The organism is Streptomyces sp. NPDC005808 (assembly GCF_042871385.1).
Lineage (GTDB): Bacteria > Actinomycetota > Actinomycetes > Streptomycetales > Streptomycetaceae > Streptomyces.
The window spans coordinates 123,930-147,981 of record NZ_JBIAIK010000006.1 but is presented as its reverse complement, the minus strand read 5'-3'; the positions used below and the strand labels follow the sequence as shown (position 1 = coordinate 147,981).

Annotated in this window: 14 protein-coding genes, 1 tRNA gene and 1 pseudogene; 9 read left to right on the top strand and 7 right to left on the bottom strand. The window is 70.5% G+C overall.

The window, feature by feature from the left end; translation table 11 throughout:
- Window positions 1-32: 32 nt before the first annotated feature.
- Together glmU and ACFYPC_RS15570 are read right to left on the bottom strand one after the other, a co-directional pair.
- Window positions 33-1,481 (bottom strand): bifunctional UDP-N-acetylglucosamine diphosphorylase/glucosamine-1-phosphate N-acetyltransferase GlmU, encoded by a 1,449-nt coding sequence (glmU, locus tag ACFYPC_RS15575; protein ID WP_388675523.1) that lies wholly within the window; start codon window positions 1,479-1,481, stop codon window positions 33-35.
- Window positions 1,482-1,599: 118 nt separating this feature from the next.
- Window positions 1,600-1,671, bottom strand: a tRNA-Gln gene (locus tag ACFYPC_RS15570).
- A gap of 322 nt (window positions 1,672-1,993) precedes the next feature.
- Between ACFYPC_RS15570 and ACFYPC_RS15565 the strand changes: the two genes are divergently transcribed.
- A complete protein-coding gene (locus ACFYPC_RS15565) occupies window positions 1,994-3,316 on the top strand; it encodes a sensor histidine kinase (RefSeq protein WP_388675520.1) in 1,323 nt (440 codons plus the stop codon).
- Between the two features lie 454 nt (window positions 3,317-3,770).
- Here the strand turns inward: ACFYPC_RS15565 and ACFYPC_RS15560 are convergent, their stop codons facing one another.
- Both ACFYPC_RS15560 and ACFYPC_RS15555 read right to left on the bottom strand, forming a co-directional pair.
- Window positions 3,771-4,265 (bottom strand): SUKH-3 domain-containing protein, encoded by a 495-nt coding sequence (locus ACFYPC_RS15560; protein WP_388675517.1) that lies wholly within the window; start codon window positions 4,263-4,265, stop codon window positions 3,771-3,773.
- 104 nt (window positions 4,266-4,369) lie between these two features.
- Complete coding sequence (locus ACFYPC_RS15555) at window positions 4,370-4,873, bottom strand: YwqJ-related putative deaminase (RefSeq protein ID WP_388675514.1); 504 nt, start codon at window positions 4,871-4,873, stop codon at window positions 4,370-4,372.
- A 229-nt stretch (window positions 4,874-5,102) separates the two neighbouring features.
- Here ACFYPC_RS15555 and ACFYPC_RS15550 point away from each other — a divergent pair, with 229 nt between their 5' ends.
- The 4 genes from ACFYPC_RS15550 to ACFYPC_RS15535 all read left to right on the top strand — a co-directional run bounded on the left by ACFYPC_RS15550 (window position 5,103) and on the right by ACFYPC_RS15535 (window position 11,006).
- The gene (locus ACFYPC_RS15550) at window positions 5,103-6,116 is read left to right on the top strand and encodes an SMI1/KNR4 family protein (protein WP_388675512.1); all 1,014 of its coding nucleotides are present in this window, start codon (window positions 5,103-5,105) and stop codon (window positions 6,114-6,116) included.
- 7 nt (window positions 6,117-6,123) lie between these two features.
- On the top strand, window positions 6,124-8,919 hold the full coding sequence (locus ACFYPC_RS15545; protein WP_388675509.1) for an SUKH-4 family immunity protein: 2,796 nt from the start codon (window positions 6,124-6,126) through the stop codon (window positions 8,917-8,919).
- A 69-nt stretch (window positions 8,920-8,988) separates the two neighbouring features.
- The gene (locus tag ACFYPC_RS15540) at window positions 8,989-9,999 is read left to right on the top strand and encodes an LCP family protein (protein ID WP_388675507.1); all 1,011 of its coding nucleotides are present in this window, start codon (window positions 8,989-8,991) and stop codon (window positions 9,997-9,999) included.
- Window positions 10,000-10,118: 119 nt separating this feature from the next.
- Window positions 10,119-11,006: a cellulose-binding protein gene (locus ACFYPC_RS15535; protein ID WP_388675505.1), complete on the top strand. Its 888-nt coding sequence runs from the start codon at window positions 10,119-10,121 to the stop codon at window positions 11,004-11,006.
- A gap of 158 nt (window positions 11,007-11,164) precedes the next feature.
- Here the strand turns inward: ACFYPC_RS15535 and ACFYPC_RS15530 are convergent, their stop codons facing one another.
- From ACFYPC_RS15530 to ACFYPC_RS15520, 3 genes are all read right to left on the bottom strand, one after another.
- The gene (locus tag ACFYPC_RS15530; RefSeq protein ID WP_388675503.1) at window positions 11,165-12,805 is read right to left on the bottom strand and encodes a cation acetate symporter; all 1,641 of its coding nucleotides are present in this window, start codon (window positions 12,803-12,805) and stop codon (window positions 11,165-11,167) included.
- The gene (locus ACFYPC_RS15525; RefSeq protein WP_388675502.1) at window positions 12,802-13,305 is read right to left on the bottom strand and encodes a DUF485 domain-containing protein; all 504 of its coding nucleotides are present in this window, start codon (window positions 13,303-13,305) and stop codon (window positions 12,802-12,804) included. Before ACFYPC_RS15525 ends, ACFYPC_RS15530 begins: the two co-directional genes overlap by 4 nt.
- Window positions 13,306-13,744: 439 nt before the next feature.
- A complete protein-coding gene (locus tag ACFYPC_RS15520; RefSeq protein WP_388675501.1) occupies window positions 13,745-15,250 on the bottom strand; it encodes an MFS transporter in 1,506 nt (501 codons plus the stop codon).
- A 426-nt stretch (window positions 15,251-15,676) separates the two neighbouring features.
- Here ACFYPC_RS15520 and ACFYPC_RS15515 point away from each other — a divergent pair, with 426 nt between their 5' ends.
- The 4 genes and pseudogenes from ACFYPC_RS15515 to ACFYPC_RS15500 form a co-directional block, all read left to right on the top strand.
- Window positions 15,677-16,465, top strand: a complete 789-nt coding sequence (locus ACFYPC_RS15515) for an ABC transporter ATP-binding protein (RefSeq protein WP_384393537.1) — start codon at window positions 15,677-15,679, stop codon at window positions 16,463-16,465.
- Window positions 16,462-19,041: an ABC transporter permease gene (locus tag ACFYPC_RS15510; RefSeq protein WP_388675499.1), complete on the top strand. Its 2,580-nt coding sequence runs from the start codon at window positions 16,462-16,464 to the stop codon at window positions 19,039-19,041. Before ACFYPC_RS15515 ends, ACFYPC_RS15510 begins: the two co-directional genes overlap by 4 nt.
- A gap of 379 nt (window positions 19,042-19,420) precedes the next feature.
- A complete protein-coding gene (gene mfd, locus ACFYPC_RS15505) occupies window positions 19,421-22,951 on the top strand; it encodes a transcription-repair coupling factor (RefSeq protein WP_388675496.1) in 3,531 nt (1,176 codons plus the stop codon).
- 568 nt (window positions 22,952-23,519) lie between these two features.
- Window positions 23,520-23,996: pseudogene (locus tag ACFYPC_RS15500) on the top strand (HNH endonuclease family protein); the annotation flags it as partial.
- Window positions 23,997-24,052 lie beyond the last annotated feature (56 nt).

Below are 24,052 nucleotides of genomic sequence, written 5' to 3'. Positions count from 1 at the left end.
CGTTACGCCGTGTCCGACGCATCGGTTTCCGGTCAGGCTTCGCCTTCAGGCTCCCGGGAGGCGGCCTCGGCGGCCTTAGCGGCGGCGCTTCCCGGACGCTTGCGCGCCACCCAACCCTCGATATTCCGTTGCTGGCCACGGGCCACGGCCAGCGAACCGGCCGGTACGTCCTTGGTGATGACCGACCCCGCCGCGGTGTAGGCGCCGTCCCCGATGGTGACAGGCGCCACAAACATGTTGTCCGAACCGGTACGGCAGTGAGAGCCGACGGTGGTGTGGTGCTTGTCCTGCCCGTCGTAGTTCACGAAGACGCTCGCTGCGCCGATGTTGGTGTACTCACCGATCGTCGCGTCACCCACGTACGACAGGTGCGGCACCTTCGTGCCCTCGCCGATCGTCGCGTTCTTCGTCTCGACGTACGTCCCGATCTTGGCCTTGAGACCGAGACGCGTGCCAGGGCGGAGATACGCGAACGGGCCGACGCTCGCCTGCGGGCCCACCTCGGCGTTGTCGGCGACGGTGTTGTCGACCCGCGCCCCCGCGCCCACCTTCGTGTCCTTCAGGCGGGAGTTGGGGCCGACCTCGGCGCCCTCCGCGAGATGCGTGGCGCCCTGGAGCTGCGTACCCGGGTGCACGATCGCGTCCCGCTCGAAGGTGACGGCGACGTCCACCCAGGTGGAGGCCGGGTCGATGATGCTCACCCCGGCGAGCATGGCCCGCGTGAGCAAGCGGTCGTTGAGGATGCGGCGGGCCTCGGCGAGCTGGACCCGGTTGTTGATTCCGGCGATCTCGCGGTGATCGCCCGCCACGGAGGCGCCGACGCGGTGCCCGGCCTCACGCAGGATGCCGAGGACGTCGGTCAGGTACTCCTCGCCCTGACTGTTGTCCGTACGCACCTTGCCGAGGGCGTCCGCGAGGAGCTGCCCGTCGAAGGCGAAGACACCCGAGTTGATCTCACGGACGGCGAGCTGGGACGCGTTGGCGTCCTTGTGCTCGACGATCGCGGTGACCGCGCCGCTGACACCGTCGCGGACGATACGTCCATAGCCGGTCGCGTCCGGGACCTCGGCGGTCAGCACGGTGACCGCGTTGCCGTCCGTGGTGTGGGTCGCCGCGAGGTTCCGCAGCGTCTCCCCGGTGAGCAGCGGAGTGTCGCCGCACACGACGACCACCGTGCCGTCGACGCCGCCGCCCAGCTCCTCCAGGCCCATCCGCACCGCGTGCCCGGTACCGTTCTGCTCCGCCTGCACGGCGGTGCGTACGCCGGGGTCGATCCCGCCCAGGTGCGCGATGACCTGCTCGCGGGCGTGACCCACCACGACGACCAGGTTCTCGGGCTCCAACTCGCCCGCTGCCGCGAGCACATGTCCCACCAGGGAACGGCCACACAGTTCGTGCAGAACCTTGGGTGTGGCCGACTTCATACGGGTGCCCTCACCCGCTGCGAGTACGACGACGGCGGCCGGGCGATTGGCGCTCACGGGTATGCCCTTCGGCTTCGGATGGCTGGGGTGTGGACATCCGCAGGATACCGGGGTGTTTCAGGGGGGACATGGGAGCGGGCCCTGACTGTGCGGTCAGGGCCCGAACCGAGCATTGCTCCCCCGCCAGGACTCGAACCCGGACAGATGGCACCAAAAGCCACAGTGCTGCCAATTACACCACGGGGGATGGAAATCCGACCGAAGCGGACATTAGGCCAGATTGTAGTCAGGCCTTGGTGAGGCAAAGGTCGGGTCGCCGAAGTGGCACCCAACACTATGCCGTAAGCAATGGCTTCTACGCGACGAGGTAGGGGGAGGTGGATCAGCCGCCCCCTTTCTGCCTCCGCTCTGCTTCCCGCTCTGCCTCCACTTCCGGGGGCGAACAGTGTGCGATCCGGTCGTTCGGGAGGTATGGGCGGGTTTCGCTTCTGTTCGGTGGAGGGGCGTGGTGTAGGCCAGTACGCGAAACTCACCGGAAAAGGGGCGGGGGGCGACCGTAGGCTGGAGGCATGACCACGACGGGGGAAGAGCACACCGCGGCCGGTACCGGGCCGTGGTGGTGGGTCAGGTGGCGCAGTGCGGTGCTCGACGCGGGTCTCGCGGGGGTTTCGGCGGCAGAGTGCGGCATGGAGGGGATCGCGTTCGCCCATGACGCGGGGCTGCCGGTTCCGGTCGGGGTGGGGTTCGGGCTGCTCGCCGGGCTGACGCTGTTGCTGCGGCGGAAGTGGCCCATCGCGGTCGTCCTGGTGTCGATCGCCATCACGCCCGCCCAGATGGGCTTCCTGATGGGGCTCGTCGGGCTGTACACGCTGGCCGCGTCCGAGCTGCCTCGGCGGATCATCGGGTCGCTGGCGTTGATGTCCTTCGCCGGGATGCTCATCGTGACGTACGTACGGGCGCACCAGGCTGTGGTGAGCGGTGACGTGCCCATGGGGAGCTGGTTCGTCCCCTTCATTTCCATCGCGACTGCTTTGGGGATGAACGCTCCGCCCGTGTTGCTCGGGCTGTACGTCGGGGCGCGGCGGCGGCTGATGGAGAGTCTGCGGGAGCGGGCGGACTCGTTGGAGCGGGAGTTGCAGTTGCTCGCGGAGCGGGCGGAGGAGCGGGCGCAGTGGGCGCGTAACGAGGAGCGGACGCGGATCGCTCGTGAGATGCACGATGTGGTCGCGCACCGGGTGAGTCTGATGGTCGTGCATGCTGCCGCCCTTCAGGCTGTTGCCCGGAAGGATCCGGAGAAGGCCGTCAGGAACGCGGCTCTCGTGGGGGACATGGGGCGTCAGGCGCTGACCGAGCTGCGGGAGATGCTGGGGGTGCTGCGTACGGGGGACGGGTCGGACTCGCGGGCCCATCCGGTGCCTCTTGCCGCCGTGGCCGCGGCGGCGGCTGCCGCGGCGTCGCGGGTTGTCGAGGAGGCGGTTGACGGGCCGTCGCTCGCCGAGCTCGATGAGCTGATCGGGCAGTCGGCGGCGGCCGGGATGGTGGTCGATCTGTCGGTCGAGGGGGATTCGCCCGGGTCGGGGTACGCCGGAGAGGTCGAGCAGACCGCGTACCGGGTTGTGCAGGAGGCCCTCACCAATGTGCACAAGCACGCGGCCGGTGCGAAGACGCATGTGCGGTTGGCGCATCGGGTGTCGGAGATCGCGATGCAGGTGGAGAACGAGTGCCCGCCGGAGCCGGGGGCGGCTTCGTCCGTGCATCTGCCCAGTGGGGGGAACGGGTTGCTGGGCATGAAAGAGCGGGTGAGTGCGCTCGGGGGAGTTTTCGTCTCCGGGCCTACGGATGCCGGGGGGTTTCGGGTGTCTGCGGTGATTCCGGCGGGGGGTGGCGGGTGAGCTGTGTGCCGTGCTGGCCGGTGCGTGTGCCTGCCGGCGCGGGGTGCCGGTGAGTGGGTGGGTCGGGGGCGTGCCGGTACGTCCCGCCCGTCGCCGCCCGGTCAGACGTCGGACAAAGGGGGGCGGGGTCCGGTGACGCGGGCGTACGCGACGGGCGTCTGGACGTACCGGCACGCCCCCTTCCGCCGTCATTCGGCTGCGGGGCGGTAGTAACACCTTCCAGGCCCGGCCCGGCGGGTTTCGGGGCTGCGGGCGTTCGAGGGCGGCGCTTCCCGATCCCCGCCCACCCAGGGGGCTCCCCGCTTCCGTGGCGGGTAGGCATTTCAGCCCGTCCGGCGTTTGAGGACGAGGCCGTTCAGGCCGATGGCGGGGGTCTGGGGGCGGCAGCCCCCAGGTACGGGACGGGCAGGGGCGGAGGGGGCGAGGAATGCCTCTGGCTCTGGCCCCGGTGCCGCTAGGTCGTGGTCAGGCGGACGGGGGCGGTGCCTGACACGAGGGTGTTGAGGGCGGTGTCGATGTCCGAGCCGAGGTACCAGTCTCCGGTGTGGTCGAGGGCGTAGACGCGGCCCTCCGTGTCGATGGCGAGGAGGGCGCGATTGTCGGACTCCTCGCCGAGGGGGCAGACCTCGGTGTCGAGGGCGCGGCCGAGGTCGCCGAGGGTGCGGGCCAGGTGGAGGCCGTGGAGCGGGTCGAAGTGGAGGGCGGCGGGGGCGTTCTGGCGGCCGGGCCCGGACGGGGTGACGTGGAGGCCGCCGAACTCCGCCCATGCCTCGACCGCCGCGGGGAACACCGCGTGCTGGTGCCCGGCCGGCGACTCGTGTCCGCGCAGGGAGTCGGCCCAGTACTCGGCCTGTTTGATGTCCCAGCGCCCGGGCTGCCATCCGGCGGAGCGCAGCGCGGCGTCCACGGGGACGGGGAAGCGTGTGGTGGAGGTGCGGTCGGCGTGCATCTGCCCTTCAGTTCGTCGAGGGACGGGGAGGCGGGGTCGTAGGACCCTCGTGGGTACGGGGATGGGCGTCATCACCGTTGGTACGTGCGCGGAGTGCGGGGAGTTCAGGCGTCGGGGGCCGTCGGGTCGACGATGAGGACGCCGAAGTGTTCGCTGAGGGCGGTGCAGGAGCGGCAGGGTGCGGCGAAGCTGCCGTGCAAGGGGTCGCCGTCCTCGCGGATGCGGCGGGCGGTGAGCTTGGCCTGCTTGAGGGCCTTGCGGGCCTCGCCGTTGGTCAGCGGCTTGCGTGCGGCGCGCTTGCTGCGGGCGGCGTCGACGGCCGCGATGTGACGGGAGATCAGGATCGCCTCGGCGCAACGGCCGGTGAAACGGTCGCGCTGCGCGTTGGTGAGGGTGTCGAGGAAGTCCTGGACCAGTGGGTGGAGGGCAGGTGGCTGGTCGCCGCGCGCGGCAGTGCCGGTGAGGGTCTCGCCGCGTACGGAGAGGGCGGCGGCGACTGTGGGGAGTATGCCGTCGCGGCGGTGCAGGAGGGTAGGGACGTGCGGTGTCTCGTCGCTGCTCCAGCCGACCCGCGGGTCTCCGGACGTGCCTGTATGAGTCGTGTTCATGATCGTGTTTCCCTCCCGTGCATCCCCCGGTGCGGAGACAGACTGCCAAATGGCGTGGCGGCTGGGGAAGCTGGGGCTCCGCGACACGCCCGGTCTTCGTCGCACTGTCACGGCGAGGTGACGGCAGGTCACGGAACCGGAGGCCCGGTGACCGGTGCCGTACGACCGCATAGGCTGTCGACATCCGCGATCCATACCGCTAGTGACGACGCCGCAGGGGGCAACCGCCATGACGACAGGTCGGCTCGGGCAGCAAGCCGCGCCGCCGAACGCGGCCTACGCCGGGCAGGTCGTACGTTTCCCGGATCCGGTCCGGGCTGCCCGCCACCCTGGGGGTGTGCGGGTCGACGAGTACGGCTATCCCGACTTCTCGGCGTATGCCCGTGCCGCCGCGGAGATCGCCGAGCCCCCTGAGGGGTTCGGCGTGGACGAGTTGAGGCTCACGGACTATGTCTCCGCGAACGCCGCGCTCGCCGCCTCCGGACATGACCTGTGGGACACGATTCCCGCGGTGGCGACTCCGCACGGCTGGACCTGGCATCACGTGCCGGGTACTCGGCGGCTCGAACTCGTGCCCGTTGACGTGAAGGCGTTGCTGCGGCACCACGGGGGGCTGTCGACCGCGCTCGTGGACCATGACAAGCGGGGTACGCGGCCGTTGCAGGAGACGTGGCCCGCGCACTTCGGGTTGCCGAAGTCGTCGGTCGCGGTGACCGAGCAGCAGGTGCAGGGGGTGGAGGAGGACCTCGGCTACCGGCTGCCGGGTGCGTATCGGTCGTTTCTGAAGGCGGCCGGGGGCTGTGCGCCGGTGGGCGCCGCGCTGGACGCCGAGTTGGGCCTCCTGGTGGACCAGCCGTTCTTCACGGTGCGCGACGAGGCCGCGCTCAACGACCTCGTCTACATCAACAAGTGCCTGCGCGACCATCTGACCAAGGACTACCTGTGCGTCGGATTCGTGCAGGGCGGTCTGCTCGCCGTGAAGGTGAAGGGCGACAGGACCGGGTCGGTCTGGTTCTGCGCGTACGACGACGTCCGCGACCAGGACGCCTGGCCGCCGGCGGAGCGGGTGCAGCGGCTGCTGCTGCCCTGTGGCGATGACTTCGACCAGTTCCTGTCCCGGCTCGCGGGTAATCCGCCGGAGCTGGAGACGGTGGCGAATCTGATGGTGGACGGCGGCTTCGCGCGTGCCGTTCCGGTCCACGCGGCGGCTTCGGCGGCTTCGGCGGCTTCGGTGGGGGAGTGAGCGTTCGATGGTGACCTTCGCGCAGGCGCAGGAGCGCGCGGAAGAGTGGATCAACGGGGATGTGGTCGCGTATCAGCACCGTGAGGTGCGGGTACGGGAGTTCGAACTCGGGTTCGTGGTGTGGGCCGAGGACCGTGTGGACGGTCCGCGTTCCGACGGGGGCGCGCAGCGGCTCGTCATCGCCCGAGACAGCGGTGAGGCCACGTTGTGGCCCTCGCTGCCGGTGGGTGAGGTGATCCGCCGGTACGAGGAGCAGTACGGCGCGCAGGACGCGGCTCCGGAGACGGCGCCGGCCCCTGCCGCTCGCGTCGATCTGAACCAGACGTCCTTCTTGCTGAGCCCTCCTGAGTGGCTGCAGGAGGCCGCGGACAAGCTGGGGATTCCGGATCGGCGGACCGGGGCGCCGGGCGCGCCTTCGGGCTCGCCCTCCGACGGGGCCGGGTCTCGTGCGGCTGCGGCGGCCTACGGTGCGGCTGCGGGAGCGCAGGGTGCGGCTGCCGGGGGCGGCGGGGTGCCGAACGGGTCCTCCGGCGTCGGGGCGCATTCGGCGCCGGCCCCCGTTGACGCACCGCCCGCCGATGCGCCTCCGGCGCACTTCGCGCCGGGCGCGCCCGCCTCGGCTCCCGGCGGGGGCCCGGCGTGGCCCGCGGCCGGTGGCCGTCAGGACGCGGGGGCACCCGGTGCGCCCGGTGTGCCCGTCGACGTGACTCCGTGGGCGGGGACCGACACCAACGCGGATGCGGGTGACGACCGTTCCGTACCGCTGCCGGCGACCGTGTTCGCGCCGCCGCTGACCGATGCCGACGACACCGACACCCCGCCGCCGAACGCCCAGACCGCCCTGATGTCCGGGGGCAGCCAACTTCCGCGTACGGCGACGGCTCCGGCGGTCGACGACCTCCACTCGCCGCAGGGTCCGGGCGCTCCCGGGGGCGCGACTCCGCCGGTCGCGCCCTCGTACGGCTATCCGCAGGGGCAGGGGGGAACTCCGGCCACGCCGCAGGGGACGCCTCCACCTACTGCGCCCGCGTACGGGTTCCCGCAAGGGCCGGGGGGAGTTCCGGGGACGCCGCCGCCCGGTCCGCCGCCGGTTCCGGGTGCACATGGTGCGCCGCCCGCCGCGCCCTCGCGGCCCGACGCCAGTGACATCGCCGACGCCGCCACCAGCAAGGCGCAGCCTCCGAAGGGCGCCCGGGGTGCGGCGGGCGCTCCGCCTCCGCCGAGTGCGCCGGGAGTGCCGGGCGCGCGTCCGGGGAGTGTGCCTCCGCCGTCCGCGCCCGGTACGCCCGGTCCGTCGGGCGCGCCGGCGGGCGGGTATGTGCCGACACAGTTTGTGTCGCAGCTCGATCCGAACGGGCCCGGGGGACCGGCGGGGACTGCAGGGACCGCGGGGCCCGCGGGGGCGGGTGCGCCCGGTGTGCCCGGTGTGCCCGCGGGACCGGATACTCCCGGTGGTGTTCATCACGCCGCGACGATGCTGTCGGGCCCGCCTGTCGGGGGACCCGGCGCGCCTCAACCGCCAGGTGCTCCCAAGCCGCCTGGTGCGCCCGGTGCGCCCGGTGCTCCGAACTCACCCGGTGCTCGGAACACACCCGGTGGTACGCCTCCCGGTGGCGTCCATCACGCCGCGACCATGCTTTCGGGTCCGCCGGTCGGGGGGCCTGGCGCCCCGCCGCCCCCGCCTGCCCCCGGCATGCCCCCGGGCGCGCCCCAGCCGCTGCCCGGCCAGCCGCTGCCCGGTCAGCCCCTGCCGGGTCGGCCGGGGAGCTCCGGTCAGCCGGGGAGCTTCGGTCAGCAGCGCCCGGCGTACGGCTATCCACAGGCGGGTCAGCCGACCGTCGGGCCGGGGTATCAGGCCGTACTGCGGTATCGCGCGCAGGACGGTTCCGAGCAGCAGCTGATCCGGCGTTCGGCGCCGGGTACGCCGCATCCGGAGTGGCAGATGCTGCATGAGCTGCGGGCGATGAACGTGCCGCCGCAGCAGGTGCTGGAGCTGCACACGGAGCTGGAGTCCTGTGAGCTGCCGGGCGCGTACTGCGCGCGGATGATCAGGGAGACCTGGCCGCAGGCGCGGATCACGAGCATCGCCCCGTACGGCACGGATCACCCGAGCCGCCAGCAGGGAATGGGGCAACTGCTCGCGCACCAGGGGGAGTTGCACCAGGTGGCGGACGGGCCGGCGCGGCCCGCGCCGGTGCGGGCGCCGATTCCGCCGGTGCAGCCGGCGCCGCCGATTCCGCCGGAGGCGATCGGGCAGGAGCTGGCCGCCGCTTTCGGGCCGGGGGTGTTCCGGTTCGACCAGGTGGCGGTGTCGCGCCAGGGCGTGCCGAACATCGTGGCGCACACGCTCGTGGTGGCCGGGCTTCCGGTCGACATGGGTCCGTTCTTCTGGGCGCAGGCCCAGCCGGGCCGGCCGGTGCCGACGCTGGCGGAGCTGGCGATGGAGCGCGGGGTGCAGCCGGCCTCGGACGCGGGCTCCTACCTCGTGATGGGCAGTGACTTCGGCAAGGCGATCTGTGTCCAGTACGGCACGGCGAACATCGTTGCCGTGCCGGTCGAGGCGGGTCCGGGCGGTGCTTCGGTGCCGCCGCAGTTCGTGAACACGGGGCTGCCTGAGTTCGCGCGCTGCCTGGCTCTGCTCGGCCGGATGTGGCGGCTGCGCTTCGGACTGAACCAGGAACAGGCGGGCCGCTGGACCGTCGACTTCCAGGCCCAGCTCGCCTCCCTCGACCCGGCGGCCCTCGGGTCACCGGAAAGCTGGTGGTCGGTGCTGCTGGAACAGATGTGGGACGGGCTGCTGTAGGCCCGCTGAGGTACGTACGAATGGGGCGCTCGACCTGCGCGACGGGTCGGGCGCCTCGATCATGCGGTCATGAGTACGCGGCCCGAAGAGCGAGTGCGCAGGCGGGGGAGCCATCGAAAGCGCCGGTGGCCCAAGCGGCTGGCGCTGACCCTGCTGACCCTTGTGCTGTGCGTCGTCGCGTACGGCATCGGCCTGTACTTCTGGGGGGATTCGAGGCTGCGGCACTCCGATGCCTTCGACGCGTACCCGGACCGGCCGACGGCGGACCCCGGTGCGGACTGGCTGCTGATCGGGTCCGACAGCCGTTCCGAGCTGACCCCCGAACAGCGCAAGGAACTGCACGTCGGCAATGACGACGTGCTCAACACCGACACGATCATGCTGCTGCACTACGGGAAGAGCGGACCGTATCTGGTGTCGATCCCCAGGGATTCGTACGTCGCCATCCCGGGGCACGGGAAGAACAAGATCAATGCGGCGTACGCGCTCGGCGGCCCCAAACTCCTCACCCGCACCGTCGAACAGGCCACCGGGCTGAACCTCGACCACTACGCCGAGGTGAACTTCCTCGGATTCGTCGACGTGGTCGACTCGCTCGACGGCGTCACGATCTGTGTGGCGAAGGGCGGGCTGCACGACACGAAGTCGGGGGCCGACTTCGATGCCGGGTGCCAGCGGATGAACGGGACGCAGGCACTGGCGTACGTCCGTGCGCGGTACTCCGATCCGCTGGGTGACCTGGGACGGGTCAAGCGGCAGCGGCAGTTGGTGAGCGCGGTGGCGGACAAGGCGCTGAGCCCGGCCGTGGTGGTGCCGCCGTGGCGGTTGATTCCCTGGCTGGGAGCTTCGTTCGACGCGCTCACGGTGGACGACGGGACCGGGGTGCGGGATCTGGCGCAGATGGGGCTGCGGATGAAGGACCTCGCGGACGGCCAGGGGGCCACGACGACCGTTCCGGTGGGCGAGGAGACCTCCGTCGACGGGGTCGGCGATGTCGTCGAATGGGACTCCGTGAAGGCCGAACAGCTCTTCTCCGCGCTCGGCGACGACACCCCGATTCCGGCTTCTGACCTCAAATGACGCATCTTTGCCCGGCTGGATGGGCGGAGTGTCGCGTTATGAACACTTCCGTGTGATCCATCAAGATGTGCGCGAAATCGTTCGTCATTTCGTGTGTGTCCGGCGGAGAGGGTTCAAGGATGAGCAGCGCATCGCAGTCGCCGCACGGCTTCATCGCCGTACGGGGGCGTGGTTACCGTCCCGAGCAGGTCGACGCGTACGCCGCCGGGCTCTCCCGGGACCGGGACGCCGCGTGGGAACGGGCGGCCCGGCTGACCGTGCTGGCCAAGGAGATGGACGCCGAGGCGGAGCGGCTGCGGGAGGTCGTGGCGCGGCTCGCCCCGCAGACGTACGAGACGCTCGGTGAGGGCGCCAGGCGGATCTTCGAGCTCGTCGAGGAGGAGGCCGCGGCTGTACGGGACACCGCGCGCCGGGACGCCCAGCGGACCGTCGACGAGGCCGAGGCGGCGGGGCGGCAGATGCGGGAGGCCGCGGCGGCATACGCCGACGAGGTGCGCGGCGAGGCCGAGGAACGCGTCCGGCAACGGCTCCTCGCCGCCCGTGCCGAGGCCGACGAGATGCGGATCTCCGCCCGGCGCGACATCAAGGAGAACCGCGGTGAGGCGCTGGCCGCGCTCCGGGAGGTGCGGCAGCGGACGGAGGCGCTGCTCGCCGAGCAGGAGAAGGAGCACGCCGAACGCTGGGAGGAGGCCGAGCGGGCCGCCGCCGACCGGGAGGCCGCGCTCGACGCGCACCACGTGGAACGGGTCGCGCGCGCCGAGGCCGCGTTGTCCGAGGCCCAGCGGGCCCTTGCCGAGGCCGAGGAGTCGGCCCGGCACGGGCAGGAGGACGCGGGGGCGAGGGCCGCCGAGGTGCTGGCGGAGGCCCGTGTGCGGGAGGACCGGATCGCTCGGGAGACCGAGCGGGTGCTGCGGGAGCACGGGGAGGAGTGGGATGACGTACGGGCCCACATGGACCACGTGCGGGCGAGCCTTACCGCCCTGACAGGGCGGGCCCCGGCGGAGTAGCTGCGCCTTGCTCCGGCGGGCGTTCTCCGCCGCTCCGCGGCGGGGTGGCTGCTCGGGTTCCGCCGGCCGGGCGTGCCCTGCTTCGCCGCTCCGCGGCGCGTTTACCGCCCCCCCCGCCCACCCACCTGCCCGACTCGGTCTGTTGGGAAGTTGACCTCTTACCTGCCCTCCCTCCGTACCGCCCCCGCCAGAATCCACCCCTCCACCGCGTCGTACTGCCCTCTCTGCTTCTTCGCCTGCCTCCTCCCGGAGACCGCCGTCCCCAGCCATCCGTAGGCGAACCCCAACGGGATCGACACGAGCCCGGTCGTGGTGAACGGGAACCAGTTGAAGTCGGCGTCGGGGAAGGCCGAGGTGGGAGTGCCGGAGACGAGGTTGGTGCCGGGGATGAGGAGGAGGACGGTGAGGGTGCCGCCGATGAGGGTGGCGAGGAGGCCCGTTCGGGTGTAGCGGCGCCAGAAGAGGGTGTAGATCAGGGCGGGTGCGAGGGCGGAGGCGCCCAGACAGAAGGAGAGGGTGATCAGGGGCTGGAGGGTGCGGTGCTGGACGAAGGTGGCGAGGAGGACGGCGAAGGCGCCGACCGCCAGCGCGGACACCCGGGCCACGAGCATCTCGCGGCGCGGCGACAGCTCGTCGGAGTGGCGGCGGTTGCCACGAAAGAGCCGCGCGTGTGCGACAAGGTCGTGGGCGAGGGAGTTGGCGCAGGCCAGGATCATTCCGGCGACCGAGGCGAGCAGGGTCAGGAAGATCGCCGTGGTGACGGTGGTGAAGAGCAGGGTCTCGGCCGTCGAGACGTCCGGCCCGAACGCGGCCTGCGATCCCAGGAGATACGCCGTGTTGCCCTGCGGGTCGGCGGCGGCGATCGTCGCGCGGCCGATCAGGGCCGTGGCGCCGAAGCCGATGACCGTCATGACGAGGACGAACAGCGCCACGCACGGCACCGCCCAGGACATCGAGCGGCGTATCTGCGGGGCGCTCCTCGCTGTGTACATGCGCATGGTGACGTGCGGCAGACACGCGCCGCCGAGGACCACGGTCAATTCTGAACTGATCATGTCCAGGCGCGGGTTGGGCCCCTCCGAGAACTGCAGTCCCGACTGCAGGAACGCCGGGCCCACCCCGCTGCCCTGCGCCGCCGCGTCCAGCAGCGCGCCCGGACTCCAGTCGAACCGGTGCAGGATGAGCACGGCGACGACGACACCCGAGCCGAGCAGCATCACGATCTTCAGGATCTGGATGAGCGCGGTGCCCTTCATGCCGCCGACGGCCGCGTAGCTGATCATCAGCATGCCCAGTCCGATGACACAGCCCGTTTTGAGCGAGTCGCCGGAGAATCCGAGGATGAAGGCCAACAGGTCGCCGGAACCCGCCAGTTGGACCAGCATCAGCGGCAGCAGCGCGATGATCGTCGTGGCGCATGCCGTGATGCGTACCGCGCGCCCCGGCATCCGCCGGGCGAGCGCGTCCCCCATGGTGAACCGGCCCGCGTTGCGCAGTGGTTCGGCCAGCAGGAACATCAGCAGCACGAGGGAGAGGCAGACGCTCAACGCCAGTACGACCCCGTCGTACCCGGCCAGCGCGATGACGCCGCTCGCGCTCAGTACCGTCGCCGCGGAGATGTAATCCCCGGCGATGGCAAGGCCGTTGCGCATCGGCGACAGCGACCGGTACCCCGTGTAGAACTCGTCCAGGTCGTCGCGGTCCGGCCCGGTCAGCACGCACAGGAGCAGCGTGATCGTCGCCACCGTCGTGAACGCCACCAGCGACATCGTCTGCGCCGAACTGCTGAAGCCGGTCATCGGGCGGCCTCCCGCCTGGCGTCCAGCTCGGTCTGTCTGCGGATCCGGTCCGCGAGCGGGTCGACACTCCGGCGCGCCGTGTACTCGTACAGCCCGATCGCCAGGCAGGTCACGGGCAGTTGGAGCAGACCGAGCAGCAGACCGGTCGACAGTCCGCCGGACACCCTGCTGGTCATCAGGCCGGGCGCGTACGCGGACAGCAGGAGGAAGAGGACGAAGTAGCCGAGCGCTGTGAGCGTCGCCACGCGCCGCTGTCTGCGGTACGCGGTCCGCAGCACGCGCATGTCGCTGTGCCGGCCCAGCGCGTGGTGGCGCGGCAGACGCCTTCTCGCTGGTTCGGGGGGCGGTGGCTGCCAGGGGTAAGTGAGGTGGGCAGGAGGCGGGGAGCTGGGGGACAAGGGGGGAGTGGACGACGGCTGGTATGGGTGCTGGTGCGGGGGGTGCTGGTGTGGTGGTTGGGGCTCCGGGGGCGGGTGCGGGGACGAGTACGGGTCGGACATCCCGTTTCTCCTTGCGTGGCTCGGGTCCGGTGCGGACCGCAGGGAGCCGGGGGGTGTGGGCGACGCACGCTACTCGTACGTGGTCGGGATGTGTGGGGATTTCCGCAAACCACGTGGTCGGGCGGTATGTGCTCGCGTCTTTCGCCCGCGCCGGTTCGGCGCCCGTCGATTGAAGGGGGACCGTCTTTCGCTCGCGCCGGTCCAGCGCCCGTCGATTGAAGGGGAACCGTCTGTCGCCCGCGCCGGTCCGGCGCCCGTGGATTGCAGGGGGACCTTGGGGCCGAAATCGACGTACCAGCCGCCTCGCGAGGGCGCGCCCATCGAGTCGGCGGGGTGGTTCCCGCCCAGCGGGTGCCCGAGGTACCGCGGGGAACGGTGATGCTCAGTCCCCGCAGACCGTCTGGCCGCCCGACCGCCCGACCGCCCGACCGCCCGGCCGTCAGTCCTTGAGAACCGGGAAGCGCCGCGGCGCGAGCAGTAGCAGTGCCAGGAAGGCCAGCGCCGCCGCGCACCCCGCGCCCACGTACACCGCGTGCACCGCGTCCGCGACCGCCCGCCGCGTCGCCTCGGGGGCCGCGCCCGTGTCGAGGCCGCGGGTCACCGAATCAAGGTCGCCCGCCCCGCCCAGCCTTGCCGCCAGCACGCCGTTGGCCACCGCGCCGAACAGTGCGGCGCCCAAGGTCTGTCCCGTCTGGCGGCAGAAGAGGACGGACGCGGTGGCAGTGCCGCGTTCCGCCCAGCCGACCGTCGACTGGACGCCCACGATCAGCGGGAGCTGGAAGAGGCCCAGGGCCGCCCCCAGGAGGAGCATCAGCAGAATCGGCTGCCATGCCTCGCCGGGGTAGGGGAGGAAGGGGAACGCCAGCAGGATCAGGGTGGCCGTGCCGATGCCCAGCATCGCCGTGTCGCGGAAGCCGATCCTGCGGTAGACGTGTTGGCTCAGCGCCGCCGACACCGGCCAGCTCAACGTCCAGACGGAGAGCACGAATCCGGCGGCGACGGGTGTCAGGCCCAGCACCGACTGGGCGTATGTGGGCAGGAAGATCGTGGGGGCCACCATCAGCAACCCCAGTGCGCCCAGGGCCAGATTGACCGCGGCGATCGTACGGCGGCGCCACACCCACCCCGGGATGATCGGCTCCGCGGCCCGCCGTTCGATCACGACCACGAGCGCCACCAGGCCGAGTCCCGTAAGCAGCAGGGCGATCGAAGGAGAGGACAGCCACGGCCAGGCGACCCCGCCCTGGACGAGTGCCGTAAGCAGTACACCGCCGGCGGCGAAGACGGCGAGCGCGCCCGCCCAGTCGATGCGCGGCCTGGGCGCCGGTTCGCGCCGGGGCTCGTGCAGGTGGCGGACGATCAGCCACAGCGCGACCGCCCCGACCGGCAGGTTGACCAGGAAGATCCACCGCCAGTCGGCGTACGCCGCGAGGACACCGCCGAGTGCGGGGCCCGCGATCGCCGAAGTCGCCCACACCGTGGACAGCTTGGCCTGGATCTTGGGGCGCTCCTCGAGCGGGTAGAGGTCGGCGGCGAGCGTCTGCACCGTGCCCTGGAGGGCGCCGCCGCCCAGGCCTTGGACGATGCGGAAGGCGATGAGCGCGGCCATGTTCCAGGCGGTGGCGCAGAGCAGTGAGCCGACGAGGAAGAGGACGGAGCCCGCGATCAGCACCGGCTTGCGGCCGAAGGTGTCGGAGAGCTTGCCGTAGACCGGCAGCGTGACCGTCACGGCCAGCAGATAGCCCGAGAACAGCCAGGAGAAGACGGAGAAGCCGCCCAGGTCGCCGACGATCTGCGGTACGGCCGTCGACACGATGGTGGAGTCGAGCGCGGCCAGCGCCATGGAGAGCATGAGGGCGGCGACGACGGCGCCGCGTTTGCCGGTACCGCTGCCGGTGCCGGGGTGCTGGGCGGCGTCGGGTATCGCAGGTCGGGTACGGCCCACTGGATTCCTTCCCCCTGCATCTATCTGCCGGGGACACTCTGCCACTTGACCCTCACGTCGCGGCAGGGTGGAGGCTGGGCCCGGTCCAAAGGTGGAGGTGACCCTGAGGCGTACTCCGCCGAAGGGAGGACTGCCCCTAGGGGTCCCTCCTTACGAAGGGCCGGGGCGAGGTCGTACCGGCGGAGGACGAGACGGGGCGGGGTGGGTCCTTAACCTGGCTTTATGCCGCTGAGAGCAGTGCACTAGCACCGCTGAGGGCGGCGGACCGCACCGTGGGGGGTGGGGTTTTCCCCAGCAGAAGACGGGTCCGGGCACCAGCGCGCCGGACACCCTCCGGCCAGCAGACTCATCTACGTAAGCAGTTCACGCGAATCATCCACGCACCACCTCAGTGGCTTTTTGGCTGACCGACTTAGGAGACATACCGTGACTTCGGCTGTAACCATTCCCAGGCACGGGGGCACTGGAGGGCGTACGGCCGTTGCCGCACGAGCGCGGCAGGTCGTCAAGGCGTACGGGTCCGGTGAGACCCGCGTCGTCGCCCTCGACCACGTCGACGTGGACATCGCGCGGGGCCAGTTCACCGCGATCATGGGCCCCTCGGGGTCCGGCAAGTCCACGCTGATGCACTGCCTCGCCGGGCTCGACACCGTGTCGAGCGGGCAGATCTACCTCGACGAGACCCAGATCACCGGGCTCAAGGACAAAAAGCTCACGCAACTGCGCCGGGACCGGATCGGCTTCATCTTCCAGGCGTACAACCTGCTGCCGACGCTGAACGCGCTCGAGAACATCACGCTGCCGATGGACATCGCCGGCCGTAAGCCCGACAAGGGCTGGCTGGCCCAGGTCGTCGAGACCGTCGGACTCGCCGACCGCCTCAAGCACCGGCCGACCCAGCTCTCCGGCGGACAGCAGCAACGCGTCGCTGTGGCGCGGGCGTTGGCCGCCCGGCCCGAGATCATCTTCGGTGACGAGCCGACCGGCAACCTGGACTCCCGCGCGGGAGCCGAGGTGCTGGGCTTCCTGCGGCGCTCCGTGGACGAGCTCGGCCAGACCATCGTGATCGTCACGCACGACCCGGTGGCGGCCTCGTACTCGGACCGCGTGCTGTATCTGGCGGACGGCCGGATCGTCGACGAGATGCACCAGCCGACGGCCGATCAGGTCCTGGACCGGATGAAGGACTTCGACGCCCGGGGGCGTACGTCATGACTGTCATGAAGACCTCCAGGCGCAACTTCTTCGCGCACAAGGGGCGCATGGCCCTGTCGGCCGTGGCGGTCATGCTGTCGGTGGCGTTCGTCTGCGGCACGCTCGTCTTCACCGACACGATGAACACGACGTTCGACAAGCTGTTCGCGGCCACCTCCTCCGATGTGACGGTCAGCGCCAAGGGCGCCTCGGACACCGGCGAGACCCAGTCCGAGAATGGCAAGCCGCCGGTCATACCCGCCGCCGTGCTCGGCGAGGTGCGGAAGGCCGACGGAGTGAAGTCGGCCGAGGGCACCGTCTTCTCGACCTCGGTGACCGTCGTCGACGCCGACAAGGACAGCCTGTCGCCCTCCGGCGGCGCGCCCACCATCGTCGGCAGCTGGAACAGCAACGACGCCCGCACCATGAAGATCACCTCCGGTGCGGCGCCCAAGACCGCGGACCAGGTCATGGTGGACGCCGACACCGCCGACAAGCACCACCTGAAGCTGGGTGACGAGATCGGCGTCATCAGCGCGGTCGGCACCCACCACGCGAAGATCTCCGGGATCGCCGACTTCACCGTCACCAACCCCGGTGCGGCGATCTTCTACCTGGACACCAAGACCGCCCAGCAGACCCTGGTCGGGCAGTCCGACGTCTACACGAACGTCAACGTCACGGCGGCCTCCGGTGTCACCGACGCGCAGCTGAAGCAGAATGTCGTGGCCGAACTGGGCGCCGGCTACCAGGTGCAGACCGCCAAGGAGCTCTCGGACGCGAACGCCAAGGACGTCGAGAGCTTCATGAGCGTGATGAAGTACGCGATGCTCGGCTTCGCCGGGATCGCCTTCCTCGTCGGCATCTTCCTGATCATCAACACCTTCTCGATGCTGGTCGCCCAGCGCACCCGCGAGATCGGCCTGATGCGCGCCATCGGCTCCTCCCGCAGGCAGGTCAACCTGTCGGTGCTCGTCGAGTCGCTGCTCCTCGGCTTCTTCGGCTCGGTGCTCGGGGTCGGCGCGGGCGTCGGCATCGCCGTCGGGCTGATGAAGCTCATGGGCTCCATGGGCATGCACCTGTCGACGTCTGACCTGACCATCGCGTGGACGACCCCGGTGGCCGGCCTGCTCCTGGGCGTGCTGGTCACGGTGTTCGCGGCGTACGTACCCGCCCGGCGCGCCGGCAAGGTCTCGCCGATGGCCGCGCTGCGTGACGCCGGTACGCCGGCCGACGGCAAGGCAGGCCTGGTACGCGGTCTGATCGGCCTGGTCCTCACCGGTGCCGGAGCCGCCTCGCTCTACGCGGCGGCGACGGCCGACAAGGCCAGTGAGGGTTCGCTCGTACTGGGTGCCGGTGTGGTGCTGACACTCATCGGGTTCATCATCATCGGCCCCCTGCTCGCGGCAGTGGTGGTCCGCGCGCTCAGCGTGGTGGTACTGCGTGCCTTCGGCCCGGTCGGGCGGATGGCCGAGCGCAACGCACTGCGCAACCCGCGCCGCACCGGTGCCACCGGAGGGGCCCTGATGATCGGCCTCGCGCTGGTCGCCTGCCTCTCCGTGGTCAGCTCCTCGATGGTGGCCTCCGCCACCGACCAGTTCGACAAGACCGTCGGCACGGACTTCATCATCGAGTCCGACAGTGGACAGCTGATCACCGCGCAGGCGGTACGGGCCGTGAAGGCGGCCGAGGGACTGGAGAGCGTCACCGAGTACAAGTGGACCGAGGCCGACTTCAACACCCCCGACGGCAAGACCGTCAAGGACACGGCGATCACCGCGGCCGATCCGACGTACGCGAAGGACCTGGCCACCAAGACGGTTGCCGGTAACCTCGCGGACGCCTACAAGCCCGGCTCGATGTCCGTCCACGAGAAGTTCGCCAAGGACCACGGCATCACTCTCGGATCCAAGATCGGCGTCGACTTCAAGGACGGCTCCGAGGGCCAGTTGACGGTCCGCGCGATCACCAGCAGCGAGGTCGTCCTCGACACGGGGGCGATGTACACGTCGATCGACACCCTCGCCAAGTACGTCCCGGCCGACAAGATGCCCCTCGACCAGCTGGTCTTCGCCTCGGCGAAGGACGGCCAGGAAGCGGCCGCCTACAAGTCGCTGACTGCCGCGCTGCACGACTATCCGCAGTACACGGTCAGTGACCAGACGGACTACAAGCAGGCCTTGAAGGACCAGATCAACCAGCTCCTGTACATCATCTACGGGCTGCTGGCCCTGGCGATCATCGTCGCGATCCTGGGCGTCGTGAACACCCTGGCCCTGTCGGTGGTGGAACGGACCCGCGAGATCGGTCTCATGAGGGCCATCGGTCTCTCCCGCCGCCAGATGCGCCGCATGATCCGCCTGGAGTCGGTCGTCATCGCCCTCTTCGGCGCCCTCCTGGGGCTCGGGCTGGGCATGGGCTGGGGCGCGACGGCCCACAAACTGCTGGCCCTGGAAGGCCTGAAGATCCTGGAAATCCCCTGGCCGACCATCATCGCCGTCTTCGTCAGCTCCGCGTTCGTGGGCCTGTTCGCCGCCCTGATCCCGGCGTTCCGGGCGGGCCGAATGAACGTCCTGAAGGCGATTGCCACGGAGTAGTCGCCGCTGGTCGAGCGACTAGCGAATAACGAAAAGCCACCGCGTACGGGGGTCGCGGGGGAGCGGGCCCGGTGGCCGGAGGGAGTGTCCTTCGGCCACCGGGCCCGAGCCGTGTGCATCGGCTTGGGGGGTGTTTTTTCGCCCCTGAGGGGCTGAGAATCTCGCCCGAGCCGGAGATTTTCAGCCCGTCCGGCGTTTGAGGACGAGGCCGTTCAGGCCGATGTGGGGGGTCTGGGGGCGGCAGCCCCCAGGGACGCCCGCCCCACCCCGGGTACCTCACGCCCCACAGCGCGCGCAGCGCCGACGTACGCTGGAGGCCCCCGGCCCGGAACACGTGTCGGGTCGTTCGCGTTGCCCACTCCCGGGATGGAAACCCTTCATGAGCCTGCACGGTCTGCTCGACGCCGTCGTCAAGGACGCCGCCCTCACGGAAGCGGTGAAGGCCGCGGGCGACGGCAACCGGATGCACGTCGACCTGGTCGGCCCGCCCGCGGCCCGTCCCTTCGCGGTGGCGGCCCTGGCCCGGGAGGCCGGCCGTACCGTACTGGCGGTGACGGCGACGGGCCGCGAGGCCGAGGACCTGGCCGCCGCGCTGCGCTCCCTCCTCCCGTCGGAGGGAATCGTGGAGTACCCGTCCTGGGAGACGCTCCCGCACGAGCGGCTGTCCCCGAGGTCGGACACGGTGGGCCGCCGCCTGGCCGTACTGCGCCGCCTGGCGCACCCGCGCCCCGACGACCCGGAGACCGGCCCGGTCTCGGTCGTCGTCGCGCCCATCCGTTCCGTACTCCAGCCGCAGGTCAGGGGCCTCGGCGACCTGGAACCGGTCGCCCTGCGCACGGGCCAGAGCGCCGACCTGGGCGAGATCGTCGAAGCGCTCGCGGCAGCCGCGTACTCCCGGGTCGAACTGGTCGAGAGGCGCGGCGAGTTCGCGGTCCGCGGCGGCATCCTCGACGTCTTCCCGCCCACCGAGGAGCACCCCCTGCGGGTGGAGTTCTGGGGCGACGAGGTCGAGGAGATCCGTTACTTCAAGGTCGCCGACCAGCGCTCGCTGGAGGTGGCCGCGCACGGGCTGTGGGCCGCGCCCTGCCGTGAACTGCTGCTCACGGACGAGGTACGGGCGCGGGCGGCACGGCTGGCGGAGGAGCACCCGGAGCTGGGCGAACTGCTCGGCAAGATCGCCGAGGGTATCGCCGTAGAGGGAATGGAATCGCTGGCTCCGGTCCTGGTCGATGAGATGGAGCTGCTGATCGACGTACTGCCCGAGGGCTCGATGGCCGTCGTGTGCGACCCGGAGCGGGTGCGGACGCGGGCTTCGGACCTGGTGGCGACGTCGCAGGAGTTCCTGCAGGCGTCCTGGGCGGCGACCGCGGGTGGCGGCGAGGCGCCCATCGACGTCGACGCGGCCTCCCTGTGGTCCATCGCGGACGTACGGGACCGGGCGCGCGAGCTGGACATGATGTGGTGGTCGGTGTCGCCCTTCGCCGCCGACGACGAGCTCGACGCGGACACCCTGAAGCTCGGTATGCACGCCCCGGAGACCTACCGCGGCGACACGGCCAGGGCGCTGGCCGACACCAAGGGCTGGCTGGCCGACGGCTGGCGCACGGTGTACGTCACCGAGGCGCACGGCCCCGCCGCCCGTACTGTCGAGGTCCTGGGCGGCGAGGGCATCGCGGCCCGCCTGGACACGGACGTGGCGGACATCAGCCCCTCGGTCGTCCATGTCTCCTGCGGCTCGATCGACTACGGCTTCATCGACCCGGCCCTCAAGCTCGCCGTCCTGACGGAGACCGACCTCACCGGCCAGAAGGCGGCCGGCAAGGACGGCGCGCGGATGCCGGCCAGGCGCCGCAAGACCATCGACCCGCTGACGCTGGAGATGGGCGACTACATCGTCCACGAGCAGCACGGCGTCGGCCGTTACGTCGAGATGGTGCAGCGCACCGTCCAGGGCGCGACCCGCGAGTACCTGGTCGTCGAGTACGCCCCCGCCAAGCGCGGCCAGCCCGGTGACCGTCTCTACATCCCCACCGACCAGCTGGAACAGATCACCAAGTACGTCGGCGGCGAGGCCCCGACCCTGCACCGGCTGGGCGGCGCCGACTGGACGAAGACCAAGGCGCGGGCGAAGAAGGCGGTCAAGGAGATCGCCGCGGACCTCATCAAGCTGTACTCGGCCCGCATGGCGGCCCCCGGGCACGCGTTCGGCCCCGACACCCCCTGGCAGCGCGAGCTGGAGGACGCCTTCCCGTACGCGGAGACCCCCGACCAGCTCACCACCATCGCCGAGGTCAAGGACGACATGGAGAAGACGGTCCCGATGGACCGGCTGGTCTGCGGCGACGTCGGCTACGGCAAGACGGAGATCGCGGTCCGCGCCGCCTTCAAGGCCGTACAGGACGGCAAGCAGGTCGCGGTGCTCGTGCCCACCACTCTGCTGGTGCAGCAGCACTTCGGGACCTTCTCCGAGCGCTACTCCCAATTCCCGGTGAACGTACGGGCGTTGTCGCGCTTCCAGACGGACACGGAGGCGAAGGCGGTCCTGGAGGGTCTGCGCGACGGCTCGGTGGACCTGGTCATCGGCACCCACCGGCTCTTCTCCGCGGAGACCAAGTTCAAGGACCTGGGCCTGGTCATCGTCGACGAGGAACAGCGGTTCGGCGTCGAGCACAAGGAGCAGCTGAAGAAGCTGCGCGCGAACGTCGACGTACTGACGATGTCCGCCACCCCGATCCCCCGCACGCTGGAAATGGCCGTGACCGGCATCCGCGAGATGTCGACGATCACCACCCCGCCGGAGGAACGCCACCCGGTGCTGACCTTCGTCGGCCCGTACGAGGAGAAGCAGATCGGCGCCGCGATCCGCCGCGAACTGCTGCGCGAGGGCCAGGTCTTCTACATCCACAACCGCGTCGAGTCGATCGACCGCGCCGCCGCCCGCCTCCGCGAGATCGTCCCCGAGGCGCGCATCGCCACCGCCCACGGCCAGATGTCGGAGCAGTCCCTGGAACAGGTGGTCGTCGACTTCTGGGAGAACAAGTTCGACGTGCTCGTGTCGACGACGATCGTCGAATCGGGCATCGACATCTCCAACGCGAACACGCTGATCGTCGAGCGCGGCGACAACTTCGGCCTCTCGCAACTCCACCAGCTGCGAGGACGGGTCGGCCGAGGCCGTGAGCGCGGCTACGCCTACTTCCTCTACCCGCCGGAGAAGCCCCTGACCGAGACCGCGCACGAGCGCCTCGCGACCATCGCCCAGCACACGGAGATGGGCGCGGGCATGTACGTGGCCATGAAGGACCTGGAGATCCGCGGCGCGGGCAATCTGCTCGGCGGCGAACAGTCCGGCCACATCGCGGGCGTCGGCTTCGACCTCTACGTACGCATGGTCGGCGAGGCGGTCGCCGACTACCGGGCATCCCTGGAAGGCGGCGTCGAGGAAGTGCTGCCCCTGGAGGTCAAGATCGAGCTCCCGGTCGACGCCCACGTCCCCCACGACTACGCGCCGGGCGAGCGGCTCCGCCTCCAGGCCTACCGCTCCATCGCCTCCGCCAACACGGAGGAGGACGTCAAGGCCGTACGCGAGGAACTCGTCGACCGCTACGGCAAGTTGCCCGAACCGGTGGAGAACCTGCTGCTCGTCGCGGGCCTGCGGATGCTCGCCCGCGCCTGCGGAGTCGGGGAGGTCGTCCTCCAGGGCAACAACATCCGCTTCGCCCCGGCGGAGTTGAGGGAGTCCCAGGAGCTGCGCCTGAAGCGGCTGTACCCGGGGACCGTCATCAAGCCGACCGCGCACCAGCTCCTGGTACCGCGCCCGAAGACCGCCAAGGTGGGCGGAAAGCCGTTGGTGGGGCGGGAGTTGCTCGGATGGACCGGGGAGTTCCTGGCGACGATTCTCGGGTCATAGGGGCGGCTGCCGACGACGACCATGGCGGGCCAGATCTTCAATTCAGAGCCAAGGCCCAGTCGGTCAGGCTTACTTGGGCCAGGGACCACGCGGCGACTCCGGCGAGGCGGTGGTCAGCTCCAGGTCGTTCGCGCGGAGCAGCTCTGGCGTGAACATCACTTGGAAGTGGGCGAGTTCTGGGTCGCGGTGCTCGGCTCGGGCCTGCTTCCTTCGGAGACGACGCTCGGCATCGGAAAGGTTTGACGGTCAAGGAAGGGGAGAGAAGGTCAACGGCCCATCGGGGCAAGGGTGTAGACCATGCTCGTCCAGAGTTCCCTCTGGTGTTTCCTCCGGAGTTCCTGCTGGGGCGCTTCCGGGGGCCTCTTCCGGGTCTCTGTCGGGCCTCTTCCGGGTCTCCTTCGGGCCGCCTTCGGGTCTCCTCCGGAGGTGACTCGCCACCGGTGATACCCCGGCGTGCACCTCTTGGCCCTCGCGGGCAGGTACGGCCGACGTATCGCGGCCACTACCTTGGGATCAGGGGAAACGCGCTCGTACTGTGCGCATCCGGCTAGGTGAGGGGGAGGGCGTCGTGACGCGTCTGCGGGGTGGGAGCGCGGGGTCCGCGCTGATGGTGTTCGTGGTGGGTGTCAGCCTCGGTGTCAGTGGCTGCAAGATCGAACCCGAGGACGGAGCCGCGGGCCCGGAAGAGACGGTGGCGGGCGGCCCCGCTCTCACCGCAGTCGACTCCCTGACCGTCAAGGGGCGTGCGCCCAAGACGGGCTACTCCAGGGAGAAGTTCGGCACGGCCTGGGCCGACACGGACTCGAATTCGTGCGACACCCGAGACGACATCCTCAAACGGGACCTGGAGGACGTGAAGTTCAGCGACGGCGACTGCAAGGTGTCCTCCGGGGAGCTCAACCCGGACCACTACACCGGCAAGGACGTGACGTTCGTCAGAGGCCGCAGCCTTGTCGACATAGACCACGTCATCGCGCTCTCGGACGCCTGGCAGAAGGGCGCCAAGTACTGGGACGCCAGCAAGCGGATAGCTCTGGCCAACGACCTTATGTTGGCGGTTTAGGTGTCTCACGGTGATGTGTCTCAGGGACAGAGCGGCCA

Coding starts and splice junctions, on each gene's coding strand:
- ACFYPC_RS15565 (WP_388675520.1), top strand. CDS start 1,994: ATGACCACGACGGGGGAAGAGCACACCGCGGCCGGTACCGGGCCGTGG.
- ACFYPC_RS15560 (WP_388675517.1), bottom strand. CDS start 4,265: ATGCACGCCGACCGCACCTCCACCACACGCTTCCCCGTCCCCGTGGAC.
- ACFYPC_RS15555 (WP_388675514.1), bottom strand. CDS start 4,873: ATGAACACGACTCATACAGGCACGTCCGGAGACCCGCGGGTCGGCTGG.
- ACFYPC_RS15550 (WP_388675512.1), top strand. CDS start 5,103: ATGACGACAGGTCGGCTCGGGCAGCAAGCCGCGCCGCCGAACGCGGCC.
- ACFYPC_RS15545 (WP_388675509.1), top strand. CDS start 6,124: ATGGTGACCTTCGCGCAGGCGCAGGAGCGCGCGGAAGAGTGGATCAAC.
- ACFYPC_RS15540 (WP_388675507.1), top strand. CDS start 8,989: ATGAGTACGCGGCCCGAAGAGCGAGTGCGCAGGCGGGGGAGCCATCGA.
- ACFYPC_RS15535 (WP_388675505.1), top strand. CDS start 10,119: ATGAGCAGCGCATCGCAGTCGCCGCACGGCTTCATCGCCGTACGGGGG.
- ACFYPC_RS15530 (WP_388675503.1), bottom strand. CDS start 12,805: ATGACCGGCTTCAGCAGTTCGGCGCAGACGATGTCGCTGGTGGCGTTC.
- ACFYPC_RS15525 (WP_388675502.1), bottom strand. CDS start 13,305: ATGTCCGACCCGTACTCGTCCCCGCACCCGCCCCCGGAGCCCCAACCA.
- ACFYPC_RS15510 (WP_388675499.1), top strand. CDS start 16,462: ATGACTGTCATGAAGACCTCCAGGCGCAACTTCTTCGCGCACAAGGGG.
- mfd (WP_388675496.1), top strand. CDS start 19,421: ATGAGCCTGCACGGTCTGCTCGACGCCGTCGTCAAGGACGCCGCCCTC.